Consider the following 24419-nt stretch of genomic DNA (forward strand, 5'->3'; position numbering starts at 1 on the left):
TTTGTCTGTAATGCCTCGCGTAGCGGCCTATACTGAAATCGCATCAGGCATTCGCCGCTGCATATCGCGAGGAGCAGGATCATGGGCAAGGCCAGGCAAAGCAACAAGGAAGCGAAGAAGCAGCCCCTTTTGACACCCAAGGAAAAGAAGCACGCGAAGCACGTCAAGAAGCATGCGCACGACGAGCATGCGCAGGATGTCGTTCATACCTTGATCGTCCGTTGAGCTTTTTCGAGTGCCCATGAGCCGCTTGCTTTTATGGGCGGGCGGTTCTCATTCCGAGCGCAGGGCCTCCAGTGGGTCCAGCAGGGCGGCCCGGCGGGCGGGTAGGACGCCGGCTGCCAGGCCGACGCTGACCGCCATCAGTTCGGCGGCCAGGGCATAGGACCAGGGAGTCTCCAGGGGCAGGGCGGGCAGGGCCAGCTTCAGTACCAGGGCCAGAGCCCATCCCAGGCCGAGTCCGACTGCGCCTCCCAGGCCGGCCAGCACCGCCGCTTCGCCCAGGAAGATCAGCAGGATGCGCTGTCGGGTGGCGCCGATGGCCCTTAGCAGGCCGATTTCCGCGGTGCGCTCGGAAACGGCGATGGTGAGGATGGTGAGAATGCCGATGCCCCCCACCAGCAGGGAGATGCCGCCGATGGCGGCCACGGCGAAGGTGATGGCGTCGAGGATGGTGCCGAAGGTTTCCAGCATTTTCTGCTGGGGGGTGACCGTGTAGTCCTCCCGGCCATGGCGGGCCGAGAGCACAGCACGGATGCCGGCCTCCACCTCCGCCAGGGGGGCGGTGGGCTCGTAGGTGAGATGAATCTCCATCAGGCTTTCCCGGTTGAACATCTCCAGAGCCCGGCCCACCGGGATGTACACCGTGTCGTCCAGGTCCAGGCCCAGCACCTGGCCCTTGGCTTCCATCACCCCCACCACCCGGTAGCGTTCGCCCCCCACCCGCAGGCGGGTCCCCAGGGGATTGTTTTCCCCGTAGAGTTCCCGCGCCACCTTGGCCCCTAACACCACCATGGCCCGGGCGCTGCGGGGGTCGTCGTCGGGCAGGAATTCGCCGCTGCTGACCTGCATCCGCATCACTTGTTCCATGGCGTGGCTGACGCCGTAGATCATCACGCGCCGGCTCTTGCCCTCGAACTCCACGTCGCCGTTGCCCTGCACCGTGGGGTCGGTGGCCAACACATGGGGGGCGCGGCGCAGGGCCAGGGCGTCGTCGATGGAGAGGGGGCGCACGGTGTTGATGGCGCCGATGGGGCCGCCCCGGGTGTCCGTATGGCCGGGGGTGATGCCGATGATGTTGGTGCCGAACTGGGTGAATTCGTCAATGACAAAACTGTGCAGGCCCCGGCCGATGCTGGTGAGCAGGATCACCGCGGTGATGCCGATGGCGATGCCCAGGGCCGAGAGGAAGGTGCGCAGGCGGTGGGCGGTGAGGGACTGCCAGGCGAAGCGGAGGAAGTCGGCGGTAAGCATCAGCGTCTCGACGACAGGGCCAGCACGGGATCGAGACGGGCCGCCTTGCGGGCCGGCGCCACCGAGAACAGGATGGCGGTGACCAGGGCCGTGAGGGGCGCGGCCACCAGGGCCCACCAGGGGGCGGCGACGGGAATGGCCGGATAGAGCTCGGCCATGACCCATTCCCCCAGTCGGCCCACGGCCAGCCCGGCCCCGGCCCCCCCCAGGGCCAGCAGCACGGCCTCGGTGACGAAGAGCAGGCGGATTTGCCGGCCGGTGGCGCCCAGGGCCTTCAACAGGCCGATCTCCCGCTTGCGCTGGGTGACGGAAATCAGCATCACATTCATGATCAGGATGCCCGCCACCGACAGGCTGATGGCGGCGATGCCGCCCACAGCCAGGGTGAGCGCCCCCAGGATGCGGTCGAAGGTGGACAGCACCGCGTCCTGGGTCAGCACCGTCACATCCCGCTCTCCTTCGTGGCGCTGGCGCAGGATTTCCAGTACGTCGGCCTTGGCATCTGCCACCTGGGCCCGGGACTTGGCCTCCACCAGCACCCGGAACAGGGCCTCGCTGTTGAACAGGGCCTGGGCCGCGGCCACCGGCACGATCACGATCTCGTCGGTATTGAAGCCCAGGGACTGGCCCTGACCTGCCAGGACGCCGACCACCCGGAAACGCCGGTCGCCGATGCGCAGCCATTCACCCACGGCGGCCTGGCCGCCGAACAGCTCGGACTTGATTTTGGCGCCGATGACGCAGACCGGCTGGGCGTGATGGGGGTCACCCTCGGGGAGGAACTTGCCCTGGGCCATGTCCATCTGTCGCACGCTGATGAATTCGGCGGTGGAGCCCAGCACGGCGGTCTCCCGGCTACGGGCATTCACATGGACGTCGCCGGTGCCCACGATCAGGGGGGCCACCTTGCGCACCCCATGGCTGCGGGTCAGGGCCTGGGCGTCATCCAGGGTCAGCATGCGCGGAGTCTTGCCTACCAGGAAGCCGGGAATGCCTCCGGCGGTCTCGGCCCGGCCGGGCAACACGATCAGCAGATTGGCCCCCAGGCCGCTGAACTGTTGCAGCACGTAGCGCCGGGCACCCTCGCCCAGGGCCGTCACCACCAGCACCGCTGCCACGCCTATGCCCATGGCCAGCAGGATCAGCAGGGTACGGCCCCGGTTGCCCCGCACCACCTGCCAGGCGAAGTCAAACAGGTCAGCCGGACGCATTGAGTGTCAGCCTTTGTTACCGTGAAAGGCGCGCTGCGACTTCACGAAGTGCCCCTCGCCCGCGTGCGGGATAGGAGTTGTGGGGGGAGGGCAGGTGCACGGTCACGTCCGATCGTCGGACACCAGTGCGCCATCCACCATGCGCAGGCGGCGTTTGGCGCGGGCGCCCAGTTCGGTGTCGTGGGTCACCACCACCAGGGTGCCGCCGGCGGCGTGGAGAGCCTCCAGCAGGGCCATCACTTCCTGGCCGGTGTGGCGGTCCAGATTGCCCGTGGGTTCGTCGGCCAGGATCACACCGGGCCCCATGGACATGGCTCGGGCGATGGCGACCCGCTGGCACTGGCCACCGGAAAGCTGGTCGGGGCGGTGCCGGGCGCGGTTTTCCAGACCGTAGTCAGCCAGCAGGATCGCCAGGCGCCGCTGCCTTTCTTCCGGAGGAGTGCCGGCCAGGACCATGGGCAGCTCGATGTTCTGGGCCGCTGTGAGGCGGGGGATCAGGTGAAAGAACTGGAATACGAAGCCGATTTTTTCCCGCCGCACCTGGGCCAGTTCGTCATCGGAGAGGCCGGTCACATCCCGGCCATCCAGGGTGTAGCGACCCCCGTTGGGCCGGTCCAGCAGGCCCAGTACATTGAGCAGAGAGGATTTGCCGGAGCCCGAGGGGCCCATGATCGAGAGGTATTCCCCGGCGCTGATGCTGAGGTCCACTCCGCGCAAGGCATGGACCTCCTCGTCACCCACATGGAACACGCGCCGGATGCCGGAGAGCTGGATCATCGGGCAGGGCTGTTCATTGCTTCTTGGTTTCCACCACCACGCTGGCGCCGGCCTTGACGCCCTCCCGGTCCAGGGAGGTGACCACCTGTTCGTCCTGGGCCAGGCCCGTCTTGACCTCGGTGTATTCCCAATTGGACAGGCCGATTTCCAGCTTGCGTTCTTCCAGCCGGCCATTCTTCAGCACCAACACCCGGTTGCCGGGCATCAGGGCCGAGGTGGGGATGCGCAGCACGTTTTCCCGGGCCTCGACCACCACCTCGATGTCGGCGCTGTAGCCCACCAGCAACTTGCCTCCGTCCTCGCTCCTGGGGGGCTGGTCGAATTCCACTTCCACCTCCACGGTGCGGGCCTGCTTTTCCAGGGCCAGTACGTAGGGGGCGATGCGCCGCAGATGGCCGGGGAAATGTTTACCCCGATAGGCGTCCAGGGTGATGCGGCCGGGCATGGCGTTCTGCAGACTGGCCGCGTCCACTTCGTCGATGGGGGCAGTGACGTAGAGGCAGGAATCGTCGATCAGGTCCACCGCCGGCAGGGTGGGAATGCCCGGCGGGGAGGGGGTCAGGTATTCCCCCAACTCGCCGTTGATTTCCGCCACGATGCCGGCGAAGGGCGCTCGCAGCACGGTGCGTTGGGTATCGGCATGGGCGGCGGCAATGCGGGCTTCGGCCTCCTTGATCTGGGCCCGGGTGGAATCGCAGCTGGCCTGCCCGGAGGCGGCCTGGGCCTCGATGCGCACCACCCGCTCCTCGGAAATGAAACCCTTGTCCCGCAACTGCCGGGCCTGGTGGGCTTCGCTGGCGCTGGCCCGGGCCAGTTGGCAGACCTCGTTCACCCGTGCACGGGCGGTGCCCAGTTGTTCCCGAGCCAGTTGCTCCCGGGCGGCCAGATCATCATTCCAGAGTTCCAGCAGCAGTTCCCCGGCCTGGACTCGCTGGCCCTTTTTCACCGGCAGGCGGGCGATGCGTCCCCCGGCCGGCGGCGCCAGCTTGGCCCGCTTGCAGGCCGCCACGGAGCCGGCCCGGGTGTTGGCCACGGTGGTCTCCACCCGGCCCGGAGCGGCGGCGGCCACCAGCACCGGCACCGGTTTGGGGCGGGTCATGAGCTTGAATCCGGCGAAAAGCAGGGCGGCGACGAGGACGGCGAGAATCAGGGGGCGGGAGGGGCGCAAGGGCATCGGTCAGGCCAAGTCGTCAGGATCGATCTGGCGTTCGAGGAAGGCGATCTGGTCCTTGAGCAGGAGCTTGCGTTTTTTCAGTCGTCGCAGCATCAGTTCGTCCCGGGAAGGATCCCCGGTCAGGGTGGCAATGGCCTCGTCCAGGTCACGATGCTCCAGACGCAGTTCCGCAAGGCGGATATTCAGTGCGTCAATGTCTTCGATGGGGTCCATGGCGGGCATCTTATGCGGGCGTTCCAGCCTTGGCAATGTCGTAGGGGAGTTTTTCGTGGCTCAATTTCCCCTCTTGAAATCGGTGGAACGGCCGTTATCTCATACACAGCGTCGATGAGCGGAGGATGTCATGGAAGTCATTTTCAACAATCCCCAGATGGTGATCATCAATTACCCGGGGCTGGATGCGGTGGAACTGTTCGACAAGCGCTCGGGGCGCGGTGGCCTGATGCAGGGCTCGGTGGCCTTGCGTTTCTTCAACGAATTCAACACGGTGCTTGCCAGCGGGGGTGATGAGGAGGCGCTGGAGGATCTCTTCGACGACTATAGCACCGTGCTCAGCCAGCCCCTGACCCGGCACTGATCACCCCCGGCGTTCATCGCCGTCCATGACCACCCCGGTGCCGGGCTAAAATCAGCTCATGGCACAGACGATCGGACGTTACGAAATCCGCCGTGAACTCGGGCGCGGCGCCCAGAGCGTGGTTTATCTTGGCTGGGACCCCCAGTTGCAGCGGGAGGTGGCCATCAAGACCATGCACTTCGACCTGCCCGATCCCCAGCTCAATGCGATGCTCCTGGCGGAGTCGCGTACCGTGGGCAAGCTCCAGCATCCCAATGTGGTCGGTATTTTCGATGCTGGCGAGCAGGGTGGCGACCCCTATCTGATCTTCGAATACGTGGCAGGGAAAACCCTGGCCGAGCGTCTGCGTCAGGACGGCCCCATCGAGCCTACGGAAGCCACGGACCTGATGCGTCAGATCCTGGGGGCGCTGAATCAGGCTCACGCCCTGGGCATCATCCACCGGGATCTGAAACCCTCCAACATCATCATTGATGCCGCCGGGCGGCCCCGGGTGATGGATTTCGGCATCGCCATTCGCACCACCGATTCGCCCGAAGGCGAGGAGGGCCTGCTGGGTACGCCGGCCTACATGGCACCGGAGTATCTGGAGGACCGCAGCGTCAGCGAGCAGATGGATGTCTTCGCAGCCGGTTTGATTCTGCTGGAGATGATCACTGCACGGCCGGTCATGGAGGGCAATTCGGCGGGGGAGATCGTCCATCGCATCCTGAACGAGGATGTGAAGCTGCCCCGCGGAGTGGACGAAAGGCTGGGAGACATCATCCTCAAGGCCTGTGCCCGGCGGCGCGAAATCCGCTTTGCCGACGCGGGCCAGATGCGGGGTGCGATCGAGGCCTACCTGGGTGGCGGCAGCTCGGCCGACGATGGCGCGGCCCGTCAGCAGGGCACCCTGGAATTCCTGCTGCGGCGCATGCGCCACAAGTCGGACTTCCCGGCCCTGTCGGATTCCGTGTCAGCCATCAACAAGCTCACCAATTCCGACAAGGAAAGCATCAACAAGCTCTCCAACACCATCCTCAAGGATTTCGCCCTGACCAACAAGATTCTGCGCCTGGTGAATTCCGCTTATTACCGCCAGGCCGGCGGAGGCGGCATCAGCACGGTGTCCCGGGCGGTGATCGTGCTGGGCTTCGACGCCATCCGCAACATCGCCATCACTGTGCTGCTGTTCGAGCATCTCCAGGACAAGGGCAACGCCAAGGATCTGAAGGAAGGCTTCCTGCGGGCCAATCTGGCCGGTCTGATGGCCCGGGACGCCAGTGTGCGCTTCCTGGCCCGGGACACCGAGGAAGCCTTCATCTGTTCCATGTTCCACGATCTTGGCAGGTTGCTGTCCCAGTATTACTTCCCCGAGGAAGTGGAGACCATCCGCATCGTCATGCAGCAGAAGCAGATGAGCGAGGCTCAAGCCTCGGCCCAGGTGCTGGGCATTTCCTTCGAGGAACTGGGTATCGCCATTGCCCGGAGCTGGGGTTTTCCCGAAACCATCGTCGCCAGCATGCGCAAGCTGGGTGACGGGCCGGTGCGCAAGCCCGTCACCCACGAGGAAACCCTGCGGGTGATCTCCGGCTTTGCCAACGAGCTGTGCGAAATGATCGCCGGCAGTGTGCCGGGAGACAGGCCCCGATTGATGAAGACCATCTCGGAACGGTTCTCGGCCAGCATGCAGTTGTCGGATAGGGGCGTCCAGAGCGTGGTGGAAAAATCCTTCGACGAGCTGACCGAGGTGGCCGGCATCCTCCATGTCAATCTCAAGCAAAGCCCCTTCGCCCGCCAGGTGCAGGCGTTCAAGGGCACGATAGAAGTGGCTGCGCCGGAAGACGACAATAATGGCTTGGCTGGAACCCTGGCCAAGACCGTGCTCATGGATGCCATGGCGATGACATCGCCCTCCGTGACGGGGGAGGAAGGGGAGGATGAAAAGGCCTTCCAGACTGATGTGGAGTCGGTACTCACCGCGGGCATTCAGGACATCAGCAACTCCCTGGTGGAGGACATGCCCCTCAATGACATCCTGCGCATCATCCTGGAAACCATGTACCGGGCCATGGGCTTCAAGCGGGTGCTGCTCTGCCTCAAGGATGTCAGGGGCGGCCTGATGGTCGGCCGTTTCGGCTTCGGCCCGGACACGGCGGAGATCGCCAAGAAATTCAAATTTCCCCTGACCTACACGCCCGATGTCTTTCATTTGTCCATCAGCAAGTCGGTGGACATCCTGATCAGCGACATCGACGATCCCAAGATCGCCGACAAGATTCCGCGTTGGTTCCGGGAGCGGGTGCCGGCCAAGACCTTCGTTCTGTTTCCCCTGGTGATCAAGGGCAATCCGGTGGCGCTGATCTATTGCGACCGGGACCAGGCGGGCTCCATCACCATCCCGGAAAGGGAATTGCAGTTGCTGAAGACCCTGCGCAATCAAGCCATGCTGGCCATCAAGCAGTCTTCCTGACTGAGAGGGGGTTTTCATGGGCCATCGGGCATCGACCACCGCAAGCCGCTTCGTGAAAGCAGGGCGCTGGCTGGCCGGGATTCTGCTGCTGCTATTGCTGCTGTCTGGTCTGCTGGGTTACTTCTGGTTGCCGGGCTTCGCCAAGCTCCGGCTGGAAACCCTGCTGAGCGAAACCCTGCATCGTCCGGTCAGTATCGAGCGTGTCACGGTTTCCCCCTACGCCCTGTCCGTCGCCATCGAGGGCTTCAAGGCCGGCGATGTGCTCTCGGTGGCGAGGCTGTATCTGGATGTCTCCGCCGCCTCCCTGTTGCGAGGCATGCCGGTGGTGAGCGAGCTGCGGGTGGAGCAGCCGCGCCTGCATCTGGTGCGGGATTCGGCCGGCCGGCTGAATATCGCCGATCTGCTGACGGCAGGCCGGCCGGATCAGCCCGATGGTCCCCCGCCGGCGTTTGCGGTCAGCAACATCCTGCTCCAGGGAGGGCAGGTGGAACTGGAGGATAGGGGGGTGGGCCGCACTCAGCGCCTGAGTGAAATCAGTCTGGCGGTGCCCTTCATCACCACGGCCGATTCCCGCCAGGACCTGTTCGTCGAACCCCGCTTCAGCGCCCGGCTCAATGGCGCCGCCCTGTCCCTGAGCGGTCGCTTGCGGCCCTTTGCCGCGGAGAGGGACGGGACCCTGGAGCTGATCCTGAACGATCTGGAACTGCTGAATCCGATGGCCTATGCACGGGTGCCGCTGGCCCTGCACGGAGCACGTTTGGAAACCCGCCTGAAAATCGGTTTCAGCGCTCCCAGGGGCAAGACGCCGGTCCTGACCGTGACCGGCGATGCAGCGTTGCAGGGGGTGAAGGCCGAGCTGCTCGATGGCCGACTACAGTTGCGGGCGGGTCGGGTCGTGGCCGATGGCATCGCGGTGGATCTGGCGCGGCAGCGCATCGGACTGAAGTCCTTGGCGCTGGTCGCCGACAAGGCGCCCGGACTGGCCTTGCGGCGTCGAGGCGCCTCTGGGGACTTCCTGCGTCTGGGCCGTCTGGGGTTGAGGGATCTGGTGGTGGATATGAAGCAACGCCGGATCAGCGTTGCCGAAGCTCGCCTGGATGGTCCATATCTGAGCGTGCGGCGCACTCGTGCCGGCGGTCTGGACCTGACGGAACTTACCGCCGCCGATCCGGGGGCGAAGCCGAGCGCCGCTGCGGGCGACGCCACGACTTCGGCCGCCCCCTGGTCCTGGTCCCTGGCTCATTTCATACTCGGCGAGGGCAGGCTGGCTTACGCCGATGACACCCTGCCCGAGGTGAAACCCCTGATCCTGACGGGCCTGAGCGTGGATACGGGGCGCCTGGCGAACGATGGTGCCGGGCCGGCGCCGGTCAAGGCCGGCGCTTCGGTCAATGGCCGGGGCCGCCTGGACCTGAAGGGCAAGCTCAGTCTCCAGGGCGAGGGGGAACTGCTTGTGGAGGCAAGGCAAGTGGATCTGGTGGCCCTTCAGGGCTGGGTGGTGGATCGCTTCAATGCCCTGCTCACACGGGGTGAACTTGGCTTCAAGGGCCGGGCCAGCTTCCAGGCCGGCCGGGCTGCTGTCACCGGAGACCTGACCCTGGGCAATGTGAATGTGCTGGATCGGGGCAACGCGGAGGATCTGCTGCGCTGGAAGCGTCTGCGCCTTGCCCGGCTGTCCTTGTCCACCGCCCCCCTTTCCGTGCAGGTCGGAGAGGTGGCCCTGAACGACTTCTTCGCCGAGGTGCTGATCAACGAACAGGGGCAATTGAACCTCCGGAACATGGTCAAGGCCGAGCCCGCACCCGTGGGGCCGGCCCCTGTTGACCCGGTGGTGGAACCCACCGCCAAGTCGTCTCCGGCGGATATCCGCATCGGCCGGGTGAGATTGTCGGGGGGCGAGGTGAACTTCACCGATCGATTCATCCGGCCCAATTATTCGGCCCGGCTGACCAACCTGGAGGGCAGGGTGGATGCCCTGGTGGCAGGCACCCTCAGTTCGGTGGAGTTGCAGGGCAATGTGGATGGTTCGGCACCCCTCAAGATTCAGGGGCGCATTGACCCCCTGTCCTCTCCGCCGGGTCTGGATATCCAGGCCAGTGCGCGGGGTATCGACATGCCGGGTTTTTCGGCCTACTCCGGGCGTTATGTGGGTTATGCCATCGAGAAGGGCAAGCTCTCCCTGGAGGTGAAATACAAGGTGGAGCAGGGGCAATTGACGGCGGAGAACAAACTGTTCCTGGATCAGCTCACCTTCGGCGAAAAGGTGGAGAGTCCGGATGCCCTGTCCGTTCCTGTCAATCTGGCCGTGGCTCTGCTGAAGAATTCCCGGGGCGAAATCGACATTCATCTGCCCATCAGCGGTTCCCTGGATGATCCCCAGTTCAGTGTGGGCGGCATCGTGGTGAAAATGCTGGTGAACCTGGTGGTGAAGGCGGTGACCTCTCCCTTCGCCCTGCTGGGCTCCCTCTTTGGCGGCGGGGAGGATCTGTCCCATGTGATCTTCACTCCCGGCCAGGAGAGCCTGACGCCGGAAACGGAGGCCCGTCTCCAGGCCCTGGCCAAGGCCATGGCCGATCGCCCGGCCCTGACCCTGGAAGTGAGCGGTCGGGCTGACCCGGAGCAGGACAAGGCCGGGATCAAGCGCGCCACCCTGGACCGCAAAATACGCGCCAGGAAGCTGGAGGACCAGGCCCGTCGGGCCGAAGCCTCTGCTTCACTGGATGAAGTTGCCATTTCTGCCGCGGAGTATCCGGTGTATCTGGAGAAGGTCTATCAGGGCGAGAAGATTCCGGACAAGCCCCGCAATCTGATCGGCCTGGCCAAGAGCCTGCCATCGGCGGAAATGGAAGCCCGGTTGCTGGCCGCTTTCCCCGCCGGTGAGACGGAATTGCACGCCTTGGCCGAGCAGCGGGGCCGGCGTATCCAGTCCTGGCTGCTGGAAATGGGTAAGGTGCCAGCCCAGCGAGTGTTTCTGCTGGCGCCCCGGGTCGAAGCCGGAGCAGACAAGTCGCCCGGCAACCGAGTGGATTTTTCCCTCAGATAGGGTTTCATGAGCAAGGCATTCACCCGAGAGAACGACCAGGACGACGAGGATGACGGCGAGGCATCGGCCCCCGCTCTGCCCCCCGGTACCCGCAACTACATGACCCGGCGCGGCCACCGCCTGCTGCGGGAGGAGTTCGAACATCTGGTGAAGGTGGAGCGGCCCAATCTGGTCCAGGTGGTCTCCTGGGCGGCGGGCAACGGAGACCGCTCGGAAAACGGCGACTACATCTACGGCAAGAAACGCCTGCGGGAAATCGACCGCCGCCTGCGTTTCCTCACCAAGCGCCTGGACAGCTCCGTGGTGGTGGACCCCGCGGAACAGGAAAACACCGACCAGGTCTTTTTCGGTGCCACGGTGACGATCTGTGACCAGGACGGCAACGAGTCCAGCTACCAGATCGTCGGCATCGACGAGGCCGACGTGGGCGCCGGCATGATCAGTTGGATATCTCCCCTGGCTCGCGCCCTGATGAAGGCGCGGGAAGGCGACTCAATCCGTTTCCAGAGCCCCATGGGCTGGCGCGAGATCGAGGTGGTGGCAGTTCGCTATATCGGCTGAGGACAGCCTCCGATCCCCCTGCCCATGGGTGGGGGTCGATGGGGAATCTCCATTAATGTTCACTTTGTTGCAGTGCGGTTAACGCCAGTATTGATGCGGTGTTACGTCTGCTCCCCCATTCTGGTTCGGTTTTGAGCTCATGTTTTAGGGAGGCGCAGTCAATTACCCTATTCTGTGTTGGCGTTAATCGGCTGCCCCTGTCGGGATTCCGACCATTGCAGGGCTGCGCGATTCTTTCCATTCATTTGATTTTGAAAAGGGCAGTCATGACCGACGTATACATCTACGACCACGTACGCACGCCGCGGGGCAAGGGCAAGGCGGACGGTGCCTTGCACGAGATCACACCGGTAAATCTGGCGGCCCAGATGCTGGGGGCGCTGCGGGACCGGAATTCCCTGGACACTGCCCTGGTGGAAGACGTGTTCCTGGGCTGCGTGGTGCCGGTGGGCGAGCAGGGGGGCAACATCGCCCGGGTCGCCGCCCTGGTGGCGGACTACGACAACAGCGTGCCGGGGGTACAGGTGAACCGCTACTGCGGCTCGGGCCTGGAGGCGGTGAATTTCGCCGCGGCCAAGGTGGGCGCTGGCCAGATCGACCTGGCCATCGGCGGCGGGGTCGAGAGCATGTCCCGGGTGCCCATGGGCAGCGATGGCGGCGCCATGGCCCTGGACCCGCAAGTCACCTTCAAGATGTATTTCGTCATGCAGGGGGTCAGCGCCGACCTGCTGGCGACGAAGTGCGGTTTCACCCGGGAACAGTGCGACGCCTATGCCGTGGAAAGCCAGAAGCGGGCGGCGGCGGCCTGGGCCAAGGGCTACTTCAACAAGTCCGTGGTGCCGGTGAAGGACATCCTGGGCCTGCCGGTGCTGGACAAGGACGAGACCATCCGCCCCGACGTGACCCTGGAATCCCTGGCAGGCATGAAGCCCGCATTCCTGGAAATGGGCACCCAGTACGGCTTCGACGGCGTGGCCCTGCAGAAGTATCCGGAACTGGAGAGCATCATCCACATGCACCACGCCGGCAACAGCTCCGGCATCGTCGATGGGGCCTCCGCCGTGCTGGTGGGCAACCAGGAAATCGGCCAGCGTCTGGGCCTGAAGCCCAGGGCGCGGATACGCTCCATCGCCACCGTGGGTTCGGAGCCCACCCTGATGCTGGACGCCCCCAGCATCGCCTCCCTGAAGGCCCTGAAGAAGGCGGGCATGAGCGTGGCGGACATCGGCCTGTGGGAGCTGAATGAAGCCTTCGCCTCGGTGGTGCTGTGCCTGATGGAGCGGCTGAACGTGCCCCACGACAGGATCAACGTGAATGGCGGCGCCATCGCCATGGGCCATCCCCTGGGGGCCACCGGCGGCATGATCCTGGGCACCCTGCTGGACGAGATGGAACGGCGCAACGTGGGCACCGGCCTGGTGACCCTGTGCGAAGCGGCGGGCATGGGCACCGCCACCATCATCGAGCTGGTCTGAGCCGTCCCGGAAACAATTCAAGGAAATCGCCATGAGTGAAGTCATCCACGTCTCCGTCGACGCTGACGGTATTGCCACGCTGTTGTTCGATCGCAAGGACAACAACATGAACGTCATGGACATGAAGTTCATGAACGAATTGGAAGCCGCCGTGCAGCAGGTGGCCACCGATGCTGCCATCAAGGGCGCCATCATTACCTCCGGCAAGCCGGTGTTCGCCGCCGGCGCCGACCTGAACGAAATGGAAGCCTCCCTGGATCGCAACCAGGACCTGCCCCTGGCCGAGCGCGTCAAGCAGAACGCCTCGCTGTCGACGCTGTTGCGGCGGCTGGAGACCTGCGGCAAGCCCGTGGTCTGTGCGGTCAATGGCACAGCCATGGGCGGTGGCACCGAGCTGGCGCTGGCCTGCCACTACCGCGTGGTGGCCGACAGCAAGGGCATCCTGCTGGGCCTGCCGGAAGTACAGGTGGGGCTGTTGCCGGGCGGCGGCGGCACCCAGCGGGTGCCCCGGCTGATCGGGGTCCAGGCTTCGGCGCCGGTGCTGCTGGAAGGCCAGGCCCTTTCCGCCGAGAAGGCGCTGAAGATGGGCCTGATCCACAAGGTGGTGCCCACCGCCGAGCTGCTGGCCGAGGCCAAGCGCTGGATTCTGGAGGAGGGTGATCCGGTGCAGCCCTGGGACAAGAAGGGCTTCAAGGTGCCCGGTGGCGCCGGCGCCATGTCCCCGGCCGTGGGCCAGATGATGATGGTCAGCAACGCCATGATCCAGGCCAAGACCTTCCACAACTTGCCGGCGCCCCTGGCCATTCTTTCCTGCATGTTCGAGGGCCCCTTCCTGCCCATGGACAAGGCCCTGGCGGTGGAAGCCAAGTACTTCACCCAGCTCAACCTGGACCCCGTTTCGCGCAACATGATCCGCACCCTGTTCATCAACAAGGGCAAGGCAGACAAGCTGATGCACCGTCCCGAGGGCATTGCCAAGACCGTCTACAAGAAGATCGGCGTGGTCGGTGCCGGCCTGATGGGCGCGGGCATCGCCTACCATTGCGCCAAGCTGGGCGTCGAGGTGGTACTGATCGATCGGGACCAGGCCGCTGCCGACAAGGGCAAGGACTACAGCGCCAAGCGCCTGGAGAAGGACATCGCCAAGGGGCGGATGAAGCAGGACAAGGCCGATGCCATCCTGACGCGGATCAACGCCACCACCGAGTACGCGCCCCTGTCGGACGTGGAGATCGTGGTGGAGGCCGTGTTCGAGGACCGGGCCGTGAAGGCCGACATCACCAAGAAGCTGGAAGCGGTACTGCCCAAGCACGCGGTGATCGCGTCCAACACCTCGGCCCTGCCCATCACCGAACTGGCCGAAGCGGGCCAGCGGCCGGAGAATTTCATCGGCATGCACTTTTTCTCGCCGGTGGAGCGCATGCCCCTGGTGGAAATCATCCGCGGCAAGAAGACCTCCGCCGAGACCCTGGCCCGGGCCCTGGATCTGGTGCAGGTCATGAAGAAGACCCCCATCGTGGTCAACGACGGCCCGGGCTTCTTCACCAGCCGCTTCATCGGCGCCTACGTGAATGAAAGCCTGACCATGGTCACCGAGGGCGTGAACCCGGCCCTGATCGAGAACGCTGCGAAGATGGCCGGCATTCCCGTGGGGCCGCTGACCGTCTCCGACGAGATCGGCCTGGACGTGGCCTACCACGGCGGCCAGCAGCGCAAGAAGGACGCCGGCGCTGACTTCAAGGCCACGCCGACCTTCCTGCTGGTGGAGAAACTGGTGGGCGAATTGGGCCGCCACGGCCGCAAGAACGGCAAGGGTTTCTTCGACTACGCCGCGGATGGCAGCAAGAAGCTGTGGGCCGGCCTGGGCGAACTCTATCCGCTCCTGCCCCAGCAACCGACGGTGGATGAGGTCAAGGCCCGGATGCTGTACTCCCAGCTGGCCGACGCCGCCAAGGCCATGGCCGAGGGCGTGCTGCTGGACCCGGCCGATGGCGACGTAGGTTCCATCCTTGGCGTGGGCTTCCCGGCCTACCTGGGTGGTCCTTTCGCGATGATGGACACCCTCGGTATCGCGAAAGTGGTGGCCGAATGCGACCGGCTGGCAGCGGCCTATGGCGAGCAGTTCGCACCGCCCCAGTGGTTGCGGGATATGGCCAGGAATGGCCAGACCTTCTACGGCAGTACCCGCATCACGCCCCCGGCGGCAGTGAAGGCTTGACGGTTGTGTGTCATGGGGCTGGGTGATGCTGCACGGCATCGCCCTTCCGTACCGATTCACCAGGATGCCCGCCGTGGCGTCTTGGTGATGATTCGATAGACAAGGATGCGATTGTGAACTTCGATTTTTCCGACGACCAGCGGCTGTTGCAGGCGGAAGTGGGCAAGATGCTGGCGGAGACCAGCACCTCCGCTGCCGTGCGCCAGGTACTGGGTGGTGAGGCGGCCTATTCCGCGACCGTCTGGCGCAACCTGATCGACATGGGCGCGGCGGCGGCGGCGATTCCCGAAGCCTACGGCGGCGCGGGCCTGGGTCACCTGGAACTGTGCCTGGTGGCGGAAGAAGCCGGGCGCCACCTGGCGCCGGTGCCCCTGTCGTCCTCCTTCTATCTGGCTGCCGAAGCCCTGGTCCATGGCGGCAGCGAGGGCCAGAAACAGCAATGGCTGCCCCGCATCGCGTCGGGTGAAGTAATCGCCACTGCCGTCCTGGGAAGCACGGAGACCTACCTGGCGACGCCGCTGGCCTTCGACGGCAAGACCCTCAATGGCAAGGCGGCCGTGGTGCCCGACGGTATGGTGGCGGGCCTGGCGGTACTGAAAGCGGGCGTTGACCTGGTGCTGGTGGACCTGTCGGCCGCAGGCGTCAGCCGCAAGCCACTGTCCTCCCAGGACCCGACCCGGCCCTATGCGGAACTGAGCTTCGCCAACACCCGGCCGAGAAGCTGGCCGGGGCAGAGTGGCGCCGCCGTGGCGGCCGGGTGCTGAACGGCGCCGCTGTACTGCTGGCCTTCGAACAAGTGGGGGGCGCGACCCGGATCCTGGAAATCAGCCGGGACTACGCCCTGGAGCGCAAGGCCTTCGGCCGCCAGATCGGCGGCTTCCAGGCCCTGAAACACAAGATGGCGGACATCTATACCCGCAATGAACTGGCCCGGGTCCATGCCTACTACGGCGCCTGGGCGCTGTCCTCGGACGCCCCGGAACTGGCCCTGGCCGCCGGCGCCGCCCGGGTGGCGGCCACCACCGCCTACAACTTTGCCGCCGAGGAGGGCATCGAGATCCACGGCGGCATCGGCTTCACCTGGGAAATGGATTGCCACCTGTACTACCGCCGGGCCCGTTACCTGGCCCAAGTGATCGGCAGCGAACATGCCTGGCGCGGGCAGCTGGCCGACGAACTCGTGAAGGAGGCGGCATAGGACGCCGCCTCCAGAGGAAAGAAAGGACCATCCCCCTGACCCCCTTCCCGGGGAAGGGGGCAACGAAGGATGCTCGCGGGCGCTGCCCGCTCGATTGATTGAGGGTTGTCCCCGTGGGATGACCGTGCGGAGGAAATGATGGATTTCAGAGACACCCCCGAAGAAGCCGCCTTCCGCACCCAGGTGCGGGCCTGGCTGGAAGCCAACGCCCAGCCCAAGCAGAGCGACGAGGAACGCTTCGATGCGGGCATGAACGACGAAGAACGCGTTGCCGCCGCCCGGGTCTGGCAGAAGAAGAAGGCGGCGGCGGGCTATGCCGCCATCACCTGGCCCAAGGAAGCCGGCGGCATGGGGGGCACGCCCATGCAGCAAGTGATCTACAGCCAGGAAGAAGCCCATTTCCTGGTGCCCCGGATGATCTTCGAGAACAGCCTGGGCCAGTGCCTGCCCACGGTGGCCACCTGGGCCATCCCGGAACTGAAGGCCCGTCATGTGCCGAGGGGCCTGGCCGGGGATGAAATCTGGTGCCAGCTCTTCTCCGAGCCGGCGGCCGGTTCCGACACCGGGGGCATCCGCACCCGGGCCGAGAAGCAGGGGGACGAATGGGTAATCAATGGTCAGAAGGTGTGGACCTCCGGCGCCCAGTTCTGCGACTACGGCATCCTCCTGGCCCGGAGCGACTGGGACAAGCCCAAGCAGGAAGGCCTGACCATGTTCATCCTGGACATGCGTGCCCCCGGCGTGGAAATCCGCCCCATCCACCAGATGTCCGGCGACTACGAGTTCAACGAAGTCTTCCTGACCGATGTGCGCATTCCCGACAGCCATCGCCTGGGCCCCGAGTGCGGGGGCTGGAAGGTGATGCTGAGCACCCTGATGCACGAACGCCTCTCCGTGGGCGGCAGCCTGCCCACCCACCTGCACCGCAACCTGATCGGCCTGGCCCAAAAGGCCCACTGGAACGGCCGGCCGGCCATCGAGGACAGCCGGGTCAGGGCCCGCATCGCCAATGCCTACCTGAGCCAGAAGGGGGTGGAACTGATCATCTCCAAGGGACTGACCGCGATCTCCAAAGGCCGGACACCGGGACCGGAGATGTCTATCCTCAAGCTGGTGGCGGGCAAGGGCATTCTGGACATCACCAGCTTTGCCATGGAAATGGCCGGCCCCGAGGGCACCCTGGGCCACCAGGACCTGGGCAGCGAATGGGGCTTCATCCAGCGCCTGTGGTTGTCGGCGCCGGGCATCCGCCTGGCGGGAGGCACCGATGAAATCCAGAAGAACGTGATCGCCGAGCGGGTCCTGGGGCTGCCCGGCGAGGTTCGCACCGACCGCAAGTTGCCGTTCCGGGATCTGGAACGCTGATACCCCCCCCCTCACTTGAGAAAGCCCAATGATGAACGTTACCGAAGCCGTATTGAGCCGGGCCTCCGCCCGGGCCTATCTGGACAAGCCGGTGGATTCGACGCTGTTGCGGTCGATCCTGGCCACGGCCCTGCGTGCGCCTTCCGGCGGCAACGTCCAGCCCTGGCACATCCATGTGCTGCTCGGCGAAGCCAAGCAGAACTTCACCCAGCGCATCATGACCAGCTTCGCCGAGACGCCGATGGGGGAGTCGCCCAATCCCGGGATGTATCCCGAGCCGCTGCCTGATCCCTTCAAGGAGCGCCGCGCCGTCTGCGGTTTGATGCTCTATGACGCGCTGGCGATTCCGAAGGAGGACAAGAAGGGGCGCATCGCCCAGGCCCTGAAGAACTACGAGTTCTTCGGCGCGCCCGTGGGGCTGATCTTCACCATGCCGTCCTACATGGTCGAGGCCCAGGCCATTGACATGGGCATCCTGATGCAGACCATCATGCTGTTGGCCCGGGACCACGGCCTGGACACCTGTCCCCAGGTGATCTGGCGCATGTGGCCCCAGACCATCCGCAGCGCCTTGAATATCGACGACTCGCACCACGTGATGGGCGGTATGTGCCTGGGCTATGCGGATACCGCGTCCCCTGTCGCCAATCTGGGTATTCCCCGGGCCGCCTTCGAAGATGCCGTGAGCTTCCACGACGCCTGATCTGGAGAAAATGCAAATGGCAACAAAGCCTCTGGACGGCGTCAAAGTCCTCGATTTCACTCAGCTGCTGCCTGGCCCCATGTGCACATTGCACTTGGCCGACATGGGAGCCGACGTGCTCAAGATCGAGCCCACCGGCAGCGGCGAACCGGCCAGGGGACCGGCCGGCACGCCGATTTCCCATTTCTTTCTGGCGGTGAATCGCAACAAGCGTTCCCTGTCGATCAACCTGCGGGCCGAAGGTGCCCGTGAGGTGATCCTGCAGCTGGTCAAGGAGTCCGATGTGCTGGTGGAGGGCTTCCGCCCCGGCGTCATGGCCCGCCTGGGCCTGGGCTACGAGGACGTGAAGGCGGCGAACCCCAAGATCGTCTATTGCGCCATCACCGGTTACGGCCAGGACGGCCCCCTGGTGGAGCTGGGCGGTCATGACATCAACTACCAGTGCTATGCGGGTATCCTGGAGCAGAGCAGCGGTGCCGGCGTGGCGCCCCATCCGGGCAACTTTCCCATCGCCGACCTGGCCGGCGGCGCCCTGTCGTCGGCCATGACCATCCTCGCTGCACTGTTCGATGCCCAGCGTTCCGGCAAGGGGCGTTTCCTCGACGTGTCCATGACCGACTGCGCCATGGCCAACAACATGCAGCCCGTGGCTGCCATGCATACCTACGGTCGACCCATTCCGCCGGGAATGGATACCCTGACTGGCGGCCTGCCCTGCTACGGCACCTACGAGACGGCGGATGGCCGTTACCTGGCGGTAGGCGCCCTGGAACCCAAGTTCTGGAAGGCCTTCTGCGACGCCATCGGCCAGCCCGATCTGGTCCGTGCCGGCTGGGCCTCGGGCAAGGACGGCGTGGCGGTGCGGGGCCAGATCGCCGCCATCATCAAGTCGAAATCCCTGGATGAATGGAATCAGGTCTTCACTGGCGTGGATGCCTGCGTCAGTCCGGTGTTGCGCGTGGATGAAGTGTTGCAGCACCCCCTGACCCAGGCCCGGCAGATGGTGGTCCAGGTGCCCGCCACGGATGGCCGCACTTATCCCTATTTTGCCTTCCCGGTCAAAATGACCGACTACCGCTTCAGCGTCGACCGCTCGCCACCAGGGCTGGGAGAGCACAACGAAGAGGTGCTGCGGAAACTTGGCTACGGTGACGACGACCTGGCCAGATTCCGGGACAACGGTTTGATCTGACCTTCCCGTGGCGGGCAGTGACCACTGCCTGTCATCGATTAATGCTTGCAGCACCCACTTAGCAGACGGAGACATCATGACCACTCGCCGCACCTACAACCTGGCGGACCTTTTTGACATCGTGGCGGAGGCCGTTCCCGATAGGGAAGCGATCGTGATTGGCGACAAGCGCATGAATTTTCGCCAACTGGCCGCGCGTGTCGACCGCCTGGCCGCCTGGCTCCATGGCCAGGGCATCGGCGAGGGTGATACGGTCGGTCTCCAGATGTACAACTCCGAGGAGTATCTCGAAGCCTTCCTGGCCGCTTGCAAGGTCCGTGCGATACCCCTCAACATCAACTATCGTTATGTGGCCGAGGAGTTGCGCTACATCTACGACAATGCCAAGCTCAAGGCTCTGTTCTATGGTCCGGAGCTCGAGGACAGCGTGCGGGAGGCCCTGGATGCGGCACCCGGACTCAAAGTGATTGTGCGCAAGGGCGCCGACCAGCCTGCCATCCCCAGGGCCGTGGCCTACGAGGCCGCCCTGGCGGCGGCGCAGGGCAGCGTGGCCGACATTCCCCGCAGCGATGACGACATTTCCCTGCTGTATACCGGCGGCACCACCGGCATGCCCAAGGGCGTGATGTGGCCCCACAAGGCCTTGTTCTTCAGCGCCCTGGGCGGGGGCGGTGCCTTCAATCCGGCTGCCGGCCCGGTGAAGGCGCCGGAAGAGTTGGCGGAGCGGGCGCAGACCGGATTCGCGATGCGCGTGATGCCCGTCGCGCCCTTGATGCACGGTGCTGCGCTGTGGGCCACCCTGATCTCCCTGTTCTCCGGCCACACCATTGTTCTGAACGAGCAGCACCACTTCGATGCCGAGCATATCCTCGACCTGATGTCCCGGGAGAAGATCGGCTCCATCTCCATCGTCGGCGATGCCATGGCGATGCCGATCCTGGAGGCGCTGCGGGCGAATCCGGGGCGCTGGGACCTTTCCAGCATGTTCGCCTTCGGCAGTGGCGGCGCCCTGTTCTCCGCCCATCTCAAGGCAGCCCTGAAGGAATTCCTGCCGCCCCATGCCATCTTCACCGACGGCGTCGGCTCTTCCGAGGGCGGGCAGTTCGGCCTGGGCAGCAAACCCTCCGGCGACGGCATGATCAAGCTGGCACCTCGGCCCGATCTGGCGGTGGTGGTCGATAATTCGCGCCTTGCCAAGCCGGGTGAGATGGGCATCCTGTCCCGCGCTGGCCTGGTGCCGGTGGGCTATTTTGGCGACCCCAAGAAGTCGGCGGAAACCTTTGTAGCCATCGACGGCGTGCGCTATGCGATCACCGGCGATCTGGCGCGGGTGGAGGAGGATGGTTCCATCGTGGTCTTCGGGCGCGGTTCCAACTGCATCAATACGGGGGGCGAGAAAGTCTTCGTCGAGGAAGTGGAAGAAGCCCTGCGCCGCCACACCGCTGTGGCCGACGCCCTGGTGGTGGGCCTGCCCGATCCCCGTTGGGGCAGCAAGGTCGTGGCCGTGGTGGAACTTAAGCCCGGCACCCAGGCCAGCGCCAACGAATTGCGTGTCCACAGCCGCGACCATCTAGCCGGCTACAAGGTACCCAAGGAAGTGGTCTTCGTGGATGCAATGCGCCGCTCTCCTGCCGGCAAGGCCGACTATCGCTGGGCAAAAAGTACGGCGGAGGCATTCCTGGGTTCCAAATAGCAGCGTATTCTGTTCACCGCGCTCGGAAGAATATATGTGGGCGATCGACGTGGCATAGAAGTTTTCTAAGAAATTTGATCTTGGTGTTGACGTCGAAAAAACTATTGCTATAATTCTTTTCCTGTTCTGCGGGAGTAGCTCAGTTGGTAGAGCGCAACCTTGCCAAGGTTGAGGTCGAGAGTTCGAGACTCTTCTCCCGCTCCAGATTCCAGGGGGAAAGCACTGCTTTCCCCCTTTTAACTTAAGTGCCGCGGCAATCGCGGCAGCGGCGCGATGGCAGAGTGGTTATGCAGCGGCCTGCAAAGCCGTGTACCTCGGTTCGATTCCGGGTCGCGCCTCCAGAATAACCCCGGACAATCCTCAAAAATTAAGTTTTGGTGCGCCTCCTTGGGGTCGGTCTGCTACGGGCACTATCCCAGTTCCGGCACCAGAACGCCACGCCCCATCCCCCGGTCCTCGCGCAAGTCCTGGAGTACGCGAGGGCCTTCGTCAAGACTGAAATACTGTGCATCGACATGAATGCGGTCGTGCCGAGCCAGTGCGATGACCTCCTGCAATTCGGCCCGGGAGCCCCACAGGGGTGTGCACACCGAGCAGCCGAAGATCAGGCCCGGAATCCGGGCCTGATCAACAGAACGATTGGACTCAGCGATGACGACCGAGTCCCAGACCCAGGCCGCCGCCGCCCCTGGCACCGCCGCCGATACCGAGGCCGAGGCCATCGCCGCCAGGGATCACGCGACCGGAGATTACGCCGCCGGAAATTGCGCCGCTGCCATGGATAGCCGCCGCGCCGCCCATGGAGGCGCCGAGGCTTCTGCCGCCTCCGGCATCACTGTTGGCATCCGGGCGGGTGCTGGTCTTGGCCGTTTGGCCGCTGACGATCCTGCCACCGGCCGCGTTGACGATGGTCCCCGGTGATCCCAGCGGCGATACCGGGACGGCGCGCCCGCTGGGGCTGATGTCGAGGGTATGGGCGATCTGGCCCCAGCCCATGCCCTGGCTACGCAACTGAAGCACACCCGTACTCGTGGTGGCAGTGCCGTCGGCGTTGGTCAAGGTGCCGCCGATCAGGGCTGCCTTAAGTTGTTCCGGCGTGGGGTTGGTAATGCCCTGGGTGGACAGGGATTCGCGGGCATAGGTCAGTGCGTGCCGGACCTCACCCCAGCCCATGGGACCGGTGGGTGAAACGAAACTGACTTCGCTGCCCGTGCTGGTGCTGGTGGTTGTGCCCGTAGCGCTCCCCGCGGTGCCACTGCTTGCGCCCGTGTTACTGCTGTCGACCAGGGTCACGGCGCCGCCGCTGCGTAGGCCGCTCACCAGGCTTGCGGCGTTCTCCTGGGAACCGGAGAAATTCGCGAACTCGCTGGTCAGTCGCTGGGACTCCTGTCCCTTGAGAGGGACCTGGGCCGATGTGGTCTGGCTGGCGTTGGTGGAAGCATTCCCGGCGACCTGTGCCGAGGCGGTTCCGAGCTGGAGGTAGGCGGCGCTGATCGCCAGGAATGTAAGTGTCGTGCGTTTCATGTTGATCTCCTTGGGGTCAGGAATTACCGAGAACTTTCTCGGTTTGCAGGATGATTTCCATGGCAGTAGCGCTGTCATAGAACATCCCCTCTTTCACCACCGAGCGCATTCTTGTGCTCATCGCGCTCAGGGATTCGAGTTCGATCGTGATGTCGCGGTCCTTGGCGGTGGCGACGATGGTTTCCGTCGTTCCGCTTCTCCTGGCCGACAGGATCTTGAAGTTCATCCGGGTCATGGCGCCCATGACGCCGCTCTTCACATTGGCCGCGGGCAGGGTGAAAGTGCGGTAGGCGATGCCGTTCAAGGTGTGGGCGACGCTGGTGGCGGCGCCCACACCGAACATGGTGATGGCCATGGGTTCGCAGGCGGTGAGCAGCGTCAGGGCGGCTGCCGCAGCGAAGAGGCAGTGGCGCGATGGCGAAGGACGACGATTCATGACGCGCTCCGGTAGGGCACCACTTGCCCGCCCATTACCCTGACCTTGGCGCCGACGCCGAACTCGGGCTGGCTGTGGGTGCTGAAGGTGCGGACACTGCCGTCCTCCATGCGCACACGGGTCTGCCAGACCATATGGCGGTTCGAGTTTTTCTCGATCTCGTTACCGGCATAGGCGCCGGCGCCGCCGCCGATCAGGGTCATCGCCGTGCGGCCGTTGCCCCGACCCATGGTGTTGCCCAGCACGGCGCCGGCGATGCCGCCGATTACCGCGCCAGTGCCGGAACCACTGCCTTTCACCGTGATGGCGCGGATCGACTCGGCCACGCCGCAATCGGCGCAAGGGGCTGCGGCCAGCTTCGCCGCGCTCTGGGCGGCCGGGGACGTTTCATTGATCCCGGCCAGGGCGCCGGGCAGATGGCCGGTCATGGTGGCGATACCGAGCAGGCTGAACAGGGTGACGCAGATCGCCGCGACGATCAGGGCCGGATAGAGCAGTTTTGGGGGGCTGCGTTTGAACAGGGAGGGGGTTTCCATGATGACTCTCCTTAAGGGTTAAGCGACTCGCCAGATGCCGTCCGCGGCGCGGCAGGCCTTGCCGCGCAAGGCCAGGCGCTGGCCATCGCGCAGGGACGATCCTTCAAAAAAGCGGCATTGCAGGCCGTTATGGTTTTCCCGGCGCAACGGAACGATGTCGTACTCGGCGCCGGAGCGGTAGTTGCGCCAGCGCACCGAGCGCCGCTCCGGCGCCGACTCCAGGGCGCGACCCAGACAGGCCCGATCCACCGCATCCATCCCGGTGTCCGTGCTCCTGCCGAGATGGACGCCGATCGTGGCATCCCGCGTCGAGCCGACCTGGGAACCCAGGGCGGCGGTATCGCAACGGGTGGTGGCGACGCCATGGCGACGGAACCAGGGGCGGCGGTCGTCGTCCTGCCGATAGGGCATCTGGAAACCGCGCCAGTCCGTGCTGGCCGAATCCAGGATCAACTCGGCCTGGGCCGGGGCCTGGAAAAGGCTGGTCAGTGCGAGGACAAGGAGCAGATGGCCTGTGTTCATGGCGGAGCCTTCTCTTACTTGCGCTCCAGCTCGCGGCCGATGCGATGACCGATGTAGCTGCCAGCGGCGGCCCCGGCGACGGTGCCGGTTCCGCTGCCGCCGGTGAGGCTCGAACCCACAATGCCGCCCACCACGGCGCCGGTGACCATGCCGATTTCCTGCTTGCTGGGGTTGGTGGAGCAGCCGGCCATGCCCAGGGTGGCAAGAAGGGCGCAGGTGGCGAGGAAGTTGGGGCGAGGGGTGTTCATGTTTTTCTCCTGTAGGCGACGGCGCAGATACGGCCGTCCTG

Annotated in this window: 24 protein-coding genes and 2 tRNA genes; 15 read left to right on the plus strand and 11 right to left on the minus strand. The window is 64.9% G+C overall.

Annotation, left to right across the window (positions count from 1 at the left end):
- Nucleotides 1-81 precede the first annotated feature (81 nt).
- Nucleotides 82-225, plus strand: a complete 144-nt coding sequence (locus DENOEST_RS04930; RefSeq protein WP_170228304.1) for a hypothetical protein — start codon at nt 82-84, stop codon at nt 223-225.
- Nucleotides 226-273: 48 nt separating this feature from the next.
- Here the strand turns inward: DENOEST_RS04930 and DENOEST_RS04935 are convergent, their stop codons facing one another.
- The 5 genes from DENOEST_RS04935 to DENOEST_RS04955 form a co-directional block, all read right to left on the minus strand.
- Nucleotides 274-1473, minus strand: a complete 1200-nt coding sequence (locus tag DENOEST_RS04935) for an ABC transporter permease (RefSeq protein ID WP_145772176.1) — start codon at nt 1471-1473, stop codon at nt 274-276.
- Nucleotides 1473-2684, minus strand: a complete 1212-nt coding sequence (locus tag DENOEST_RS04940; RefSeq protein ID WP_145772177.1) for an ABC transporter permease — start codon at nt 2682-2684, stop codon at nt 1473-1475. The genes DENOEST_RS04935 and DENOEST_RS04940 overlap by 1 nt, the downstream gene beginning before the upstream one ends.
- 102 nt (nt 2685-2786) lie before the next feature.
- Complete coding sequence (locus tag DENOEST_RS04945; protein ID WP_145772178.1) at nt 2787-3461, minus strand: ABC transporter ATP-binding protein; 675 nt, start codon at nt 3459-3461, stop codon at nt 2787-2789.
- A gap of 13 nt (nt 3462-3474) precedes the next feature.
- Nucleotides 3475-4635, minus strand: coding sequence for an efflux RND transporter periplasmic adaptor subunit (locus DENOEST_RS04950; protein ID WP_145772179.1), 1161 nt, complete (start codon nt 4633-4635; stop codon nt 3475-3477).
- A 3-nt stretch (nt 4636-4638) separates the two neighbouring features.
- Nucleotides 4639-4848, minus strand: coding sequence for a YdcH family protein (locus DENOEST_RS04955; protein ID WP_145772180.1), 210 nt, complete (start codon nt 4846-4848; stop codon nt 4639-4641).
- Nucleotides 4849-4978: 130 nt separating this feature from the next.
- On the opposite strand from DENOEST_RS04955, the gene DENOEST_RS04960 reads away from it, so the two are divergent.
- The 14 genes from DENOEST_RS04960 (at nt 4979) to DENOEST_RS05020 (ending at nt 21453) form a co-directional block, all read left to right on the plus strand.
- Nucleotides 4979-5212: a DUF3567 family protein gene (locus DENOEST_RS04960; RefSeq protein WP_145772181.1), complete on the plus strand. Its 234-nt coding sequence runs from the start codon at nt 4979-4981 to the stop codon at nt 5210-5212.
- Nucleotides 5213-5270: 58 nt separating this feature from the next.
- Nucleotides 5271-7664: a protein kinase domain-containing protein gene (locus tag DENOEST_RS04965; RefSeq protein WP_145772182.1), complete on the plus strand. Its 2394-nt coding sequence runs from the start codon at nt 5271-5273 to the stop codon at nt 7662-7664.
- A gap of 16 nt (nt 7665-7680) precedes the next feature.
- Complete coding sequence (locus tag DENOEST_RS04970) at nt 7681-10707, plus strand: DUF748 domain-containing protein (RefSeq protein ID WP_145772183.1); 3027 nt, start codon at nt 7681-7683, stop codon at nt 10705-10707.
- Between the two features lie 6 nt (nt 10708-10713).
- Nucleotides 10714-11268 (plus strand): transcription elongation factor GreB, encoded by a 555-nt coding sequence (greB, locus tag DENOEST_RS04975; protein ID WP_145772184.1) that lies wholly within the window; start codon nt 10714-10716, stop codon nt 11266-11268.
- 266 nt (nt 11269-11534) lie between these two features.
- Complete coding sequence (locus DENOEST_RS04980; protein WP_145772185.1) at nt 11535-12743, plus strand: acetyl-CoA C-acetyltransferase; 1209 nt, start codon at nt 11535-11537, stop codon at nt 12741-12743.
- A 31-nt stretch (nt 12744-12774) separates the two neighbouring features.
- Nucleotides 12775-14961 carry an FAD-dependent oxidoreductase gene (locus tag DENOEST_RS04985; RefSeq protein ID WP_145772186.1) on the plus strand — a complete coding sequence of 729 codons (2187 nt, stop codon included), beginning with the start codon at nt 12775-12777 and terminating at the stop codon, nt 14959-14961.
- Between the two features lie 113 nt (nt 14962-15074).
- Nucleotides 15075-15725, plus strand: a complete 651-nt coding sequence (locus DENOEST_RS19880; protein ID WP_197970526.1) for an acyl-CoA dehydrogenase family protein — start codon at nt 15075-15077, stop codon at nt 15723-15725.
- Nucleotides 15719-16159: an acyl-CoA dehydrogenase family protein gene (locus DENOEST_RS19885; protein ID WP_197970527.1), complete on the plus strand. Its 441-nt coding sequence runs from the start codon at nt 15719-15721 to the stop codon at nt 16157-16159. The genes DENOEST_RS19880 and DENOEST_RS19885 overlap by 7 nt, the downstream gene beginning before the upstream one ends.
- Nucleotides 16160-16294: 135 nt before the next feature.
- Nucleotides 16295-17524, plus strand: coding sequence for an acyl-CoA dehydrogenase family protein (locus tag DENOEST_RS04995; protein WP_197970528.1), 1230 nt, complete (start codon nt 16295-16297; stop codon nt 17522-17524).
- A gap of 28 nt (nt 17525-17552) precedes the next feature.
- Nucleotides 17553-18227, plus strand: a complete 675-nt coding sequence (locus DENOEST_RS05000; RefSeq protein WP_145771875.1) for a nitroreductase — start codon at nt 17553-17555, stop codon at nt 18225-18227.
- 16 nt (nt 18228-18243) lie between these two features.
- Nucleotides 18244-19419 carry a CaiB/BaiF CoA transferase family protein gene (locus DENOEST_RS05005; protein ID WP_145771876.1) on the plus strand — a complete coding sequence of 392 codons (1176 nt, stop codon included), beginning with the start codon at nt 18244-18246 and terminating at the stop codon, nt 19417-19419.
- A 76-nt stretch (nt 19420-19495) separates the two neighbouring features.
- Nucleotides 19496-21112 (plus strand): AMP-binding protein, encoded by a 1617-nt coding sequence (locus DENOEST_RS05010; protein WP_145771877.1) that lies wholly within the window; start codon nt 19496-19498, stop codon nt 21110-21112.
- A gap of 128 nt (nt 21113-21240) precedes the next feature.
- Nucleotides 21241-21316 (plus strand) — tRNA-Gly (locus DENOEST_RS05015).
- 63 nt (nt 21317-21379) lie between these two features.
- Nucleotides 21380-21453: transfer RNA gene (locus tag DENOEST_RS05020), tRNA-Cys, on the plus strand.
- Between the two features lie 69 nt (nt 21454-21522).
- Here the strand turns inward: DENOEST_RS05020 and DENOEST_RS05025 are convergent.
- The 6 genes from DENOEST_RS05025 to DENOEST_RS05050 are packed head-to-tail and all read right to left on the minus strand — an operon-like array spanning nt 21523 to nt 24378.
- Nucleotides 21523-21702 carry a hypothetical protein gene (locus tag DENOEST_RS05025; RefSeq protein ID WP_183148204.1) on the minus strand — a complete coding sequence of 60 codons (180 nt, stop codon included), beginning with the start codon at nt 21700-21702 and terminating at the stop codon, nt 21523-21525.
- 55 nt (nt 21703-21757) lie between these two features.
- Nucleotides 21758-22636, minus strand: a complete 879-nt coding sequence (locus DENOEST_RS05030) for a hypothetical protein (protein ID WP_145771878.1) — start codon at nt 22634-22636, stop codon at nt 21758-21760.
- 16 nt (nt 22637-22652) lie between these two features.
- A complete protein-coding gene (locus DENOEST_RS05035) occupies nt 22653-23072 on the minus strand; it encodes a DUF3568 family protein (RefSeq protein WP_145771879.1) in 420 nt (139 codons plus the stop codon).
- Nucleotides 23069-23608, minus strand: coding sequence for an outer membrane lipoprotein (locus DENOEST_RS05040; protein WP_145771880.1), 540 nt, complete (start codon nt 23606-23608; stop codon nt 23069-23071). The genes DENOEST_RS05035 and DENOEST_RS05040 overlap by 4 nt, the downstream gene beginning before the upstream one ends.
- Before the next feature lie 18 nt (nt 23609-23626).
- Nucleotides 23627-24130 (minus strand): RT0821/Lpp0805 family surface protein, encoded by a 504-nt coding sequence (locus DENOEST_RS05045; RefSeq protein ID WP_145771881.1) that lies wholly within the window; start codon nt 24128-24130, stop codon nt 23627-23629.
- A 14-nt stretch (nt 24131-24144) separates the two neighbouring features.
- Nucleotides 24145-24378, minus strand: coding sequence for a glycine zipper domain-containing protein (locus tag DENOEST_RS05050; RefSeq protein ID WP_183148205.1), 234 nt, complete (start codon nt 24376-24378; stop codon nt 24145-24147).
- Between the last annotated feature and the right edge of the window lie 41 nt (nt 24379-24419).

Source organism: Denitratisoma oestradiolicum, assembly GCF_902813185.1.
GTDB classification, from domain to species: domain Bacteria; phylum Pseudomonadota; class Gammaproteobacteria; order Burkholderiales; family Rhodocyclaceae; genus Denitratisoma; species Denitratisoma oestradiolicum.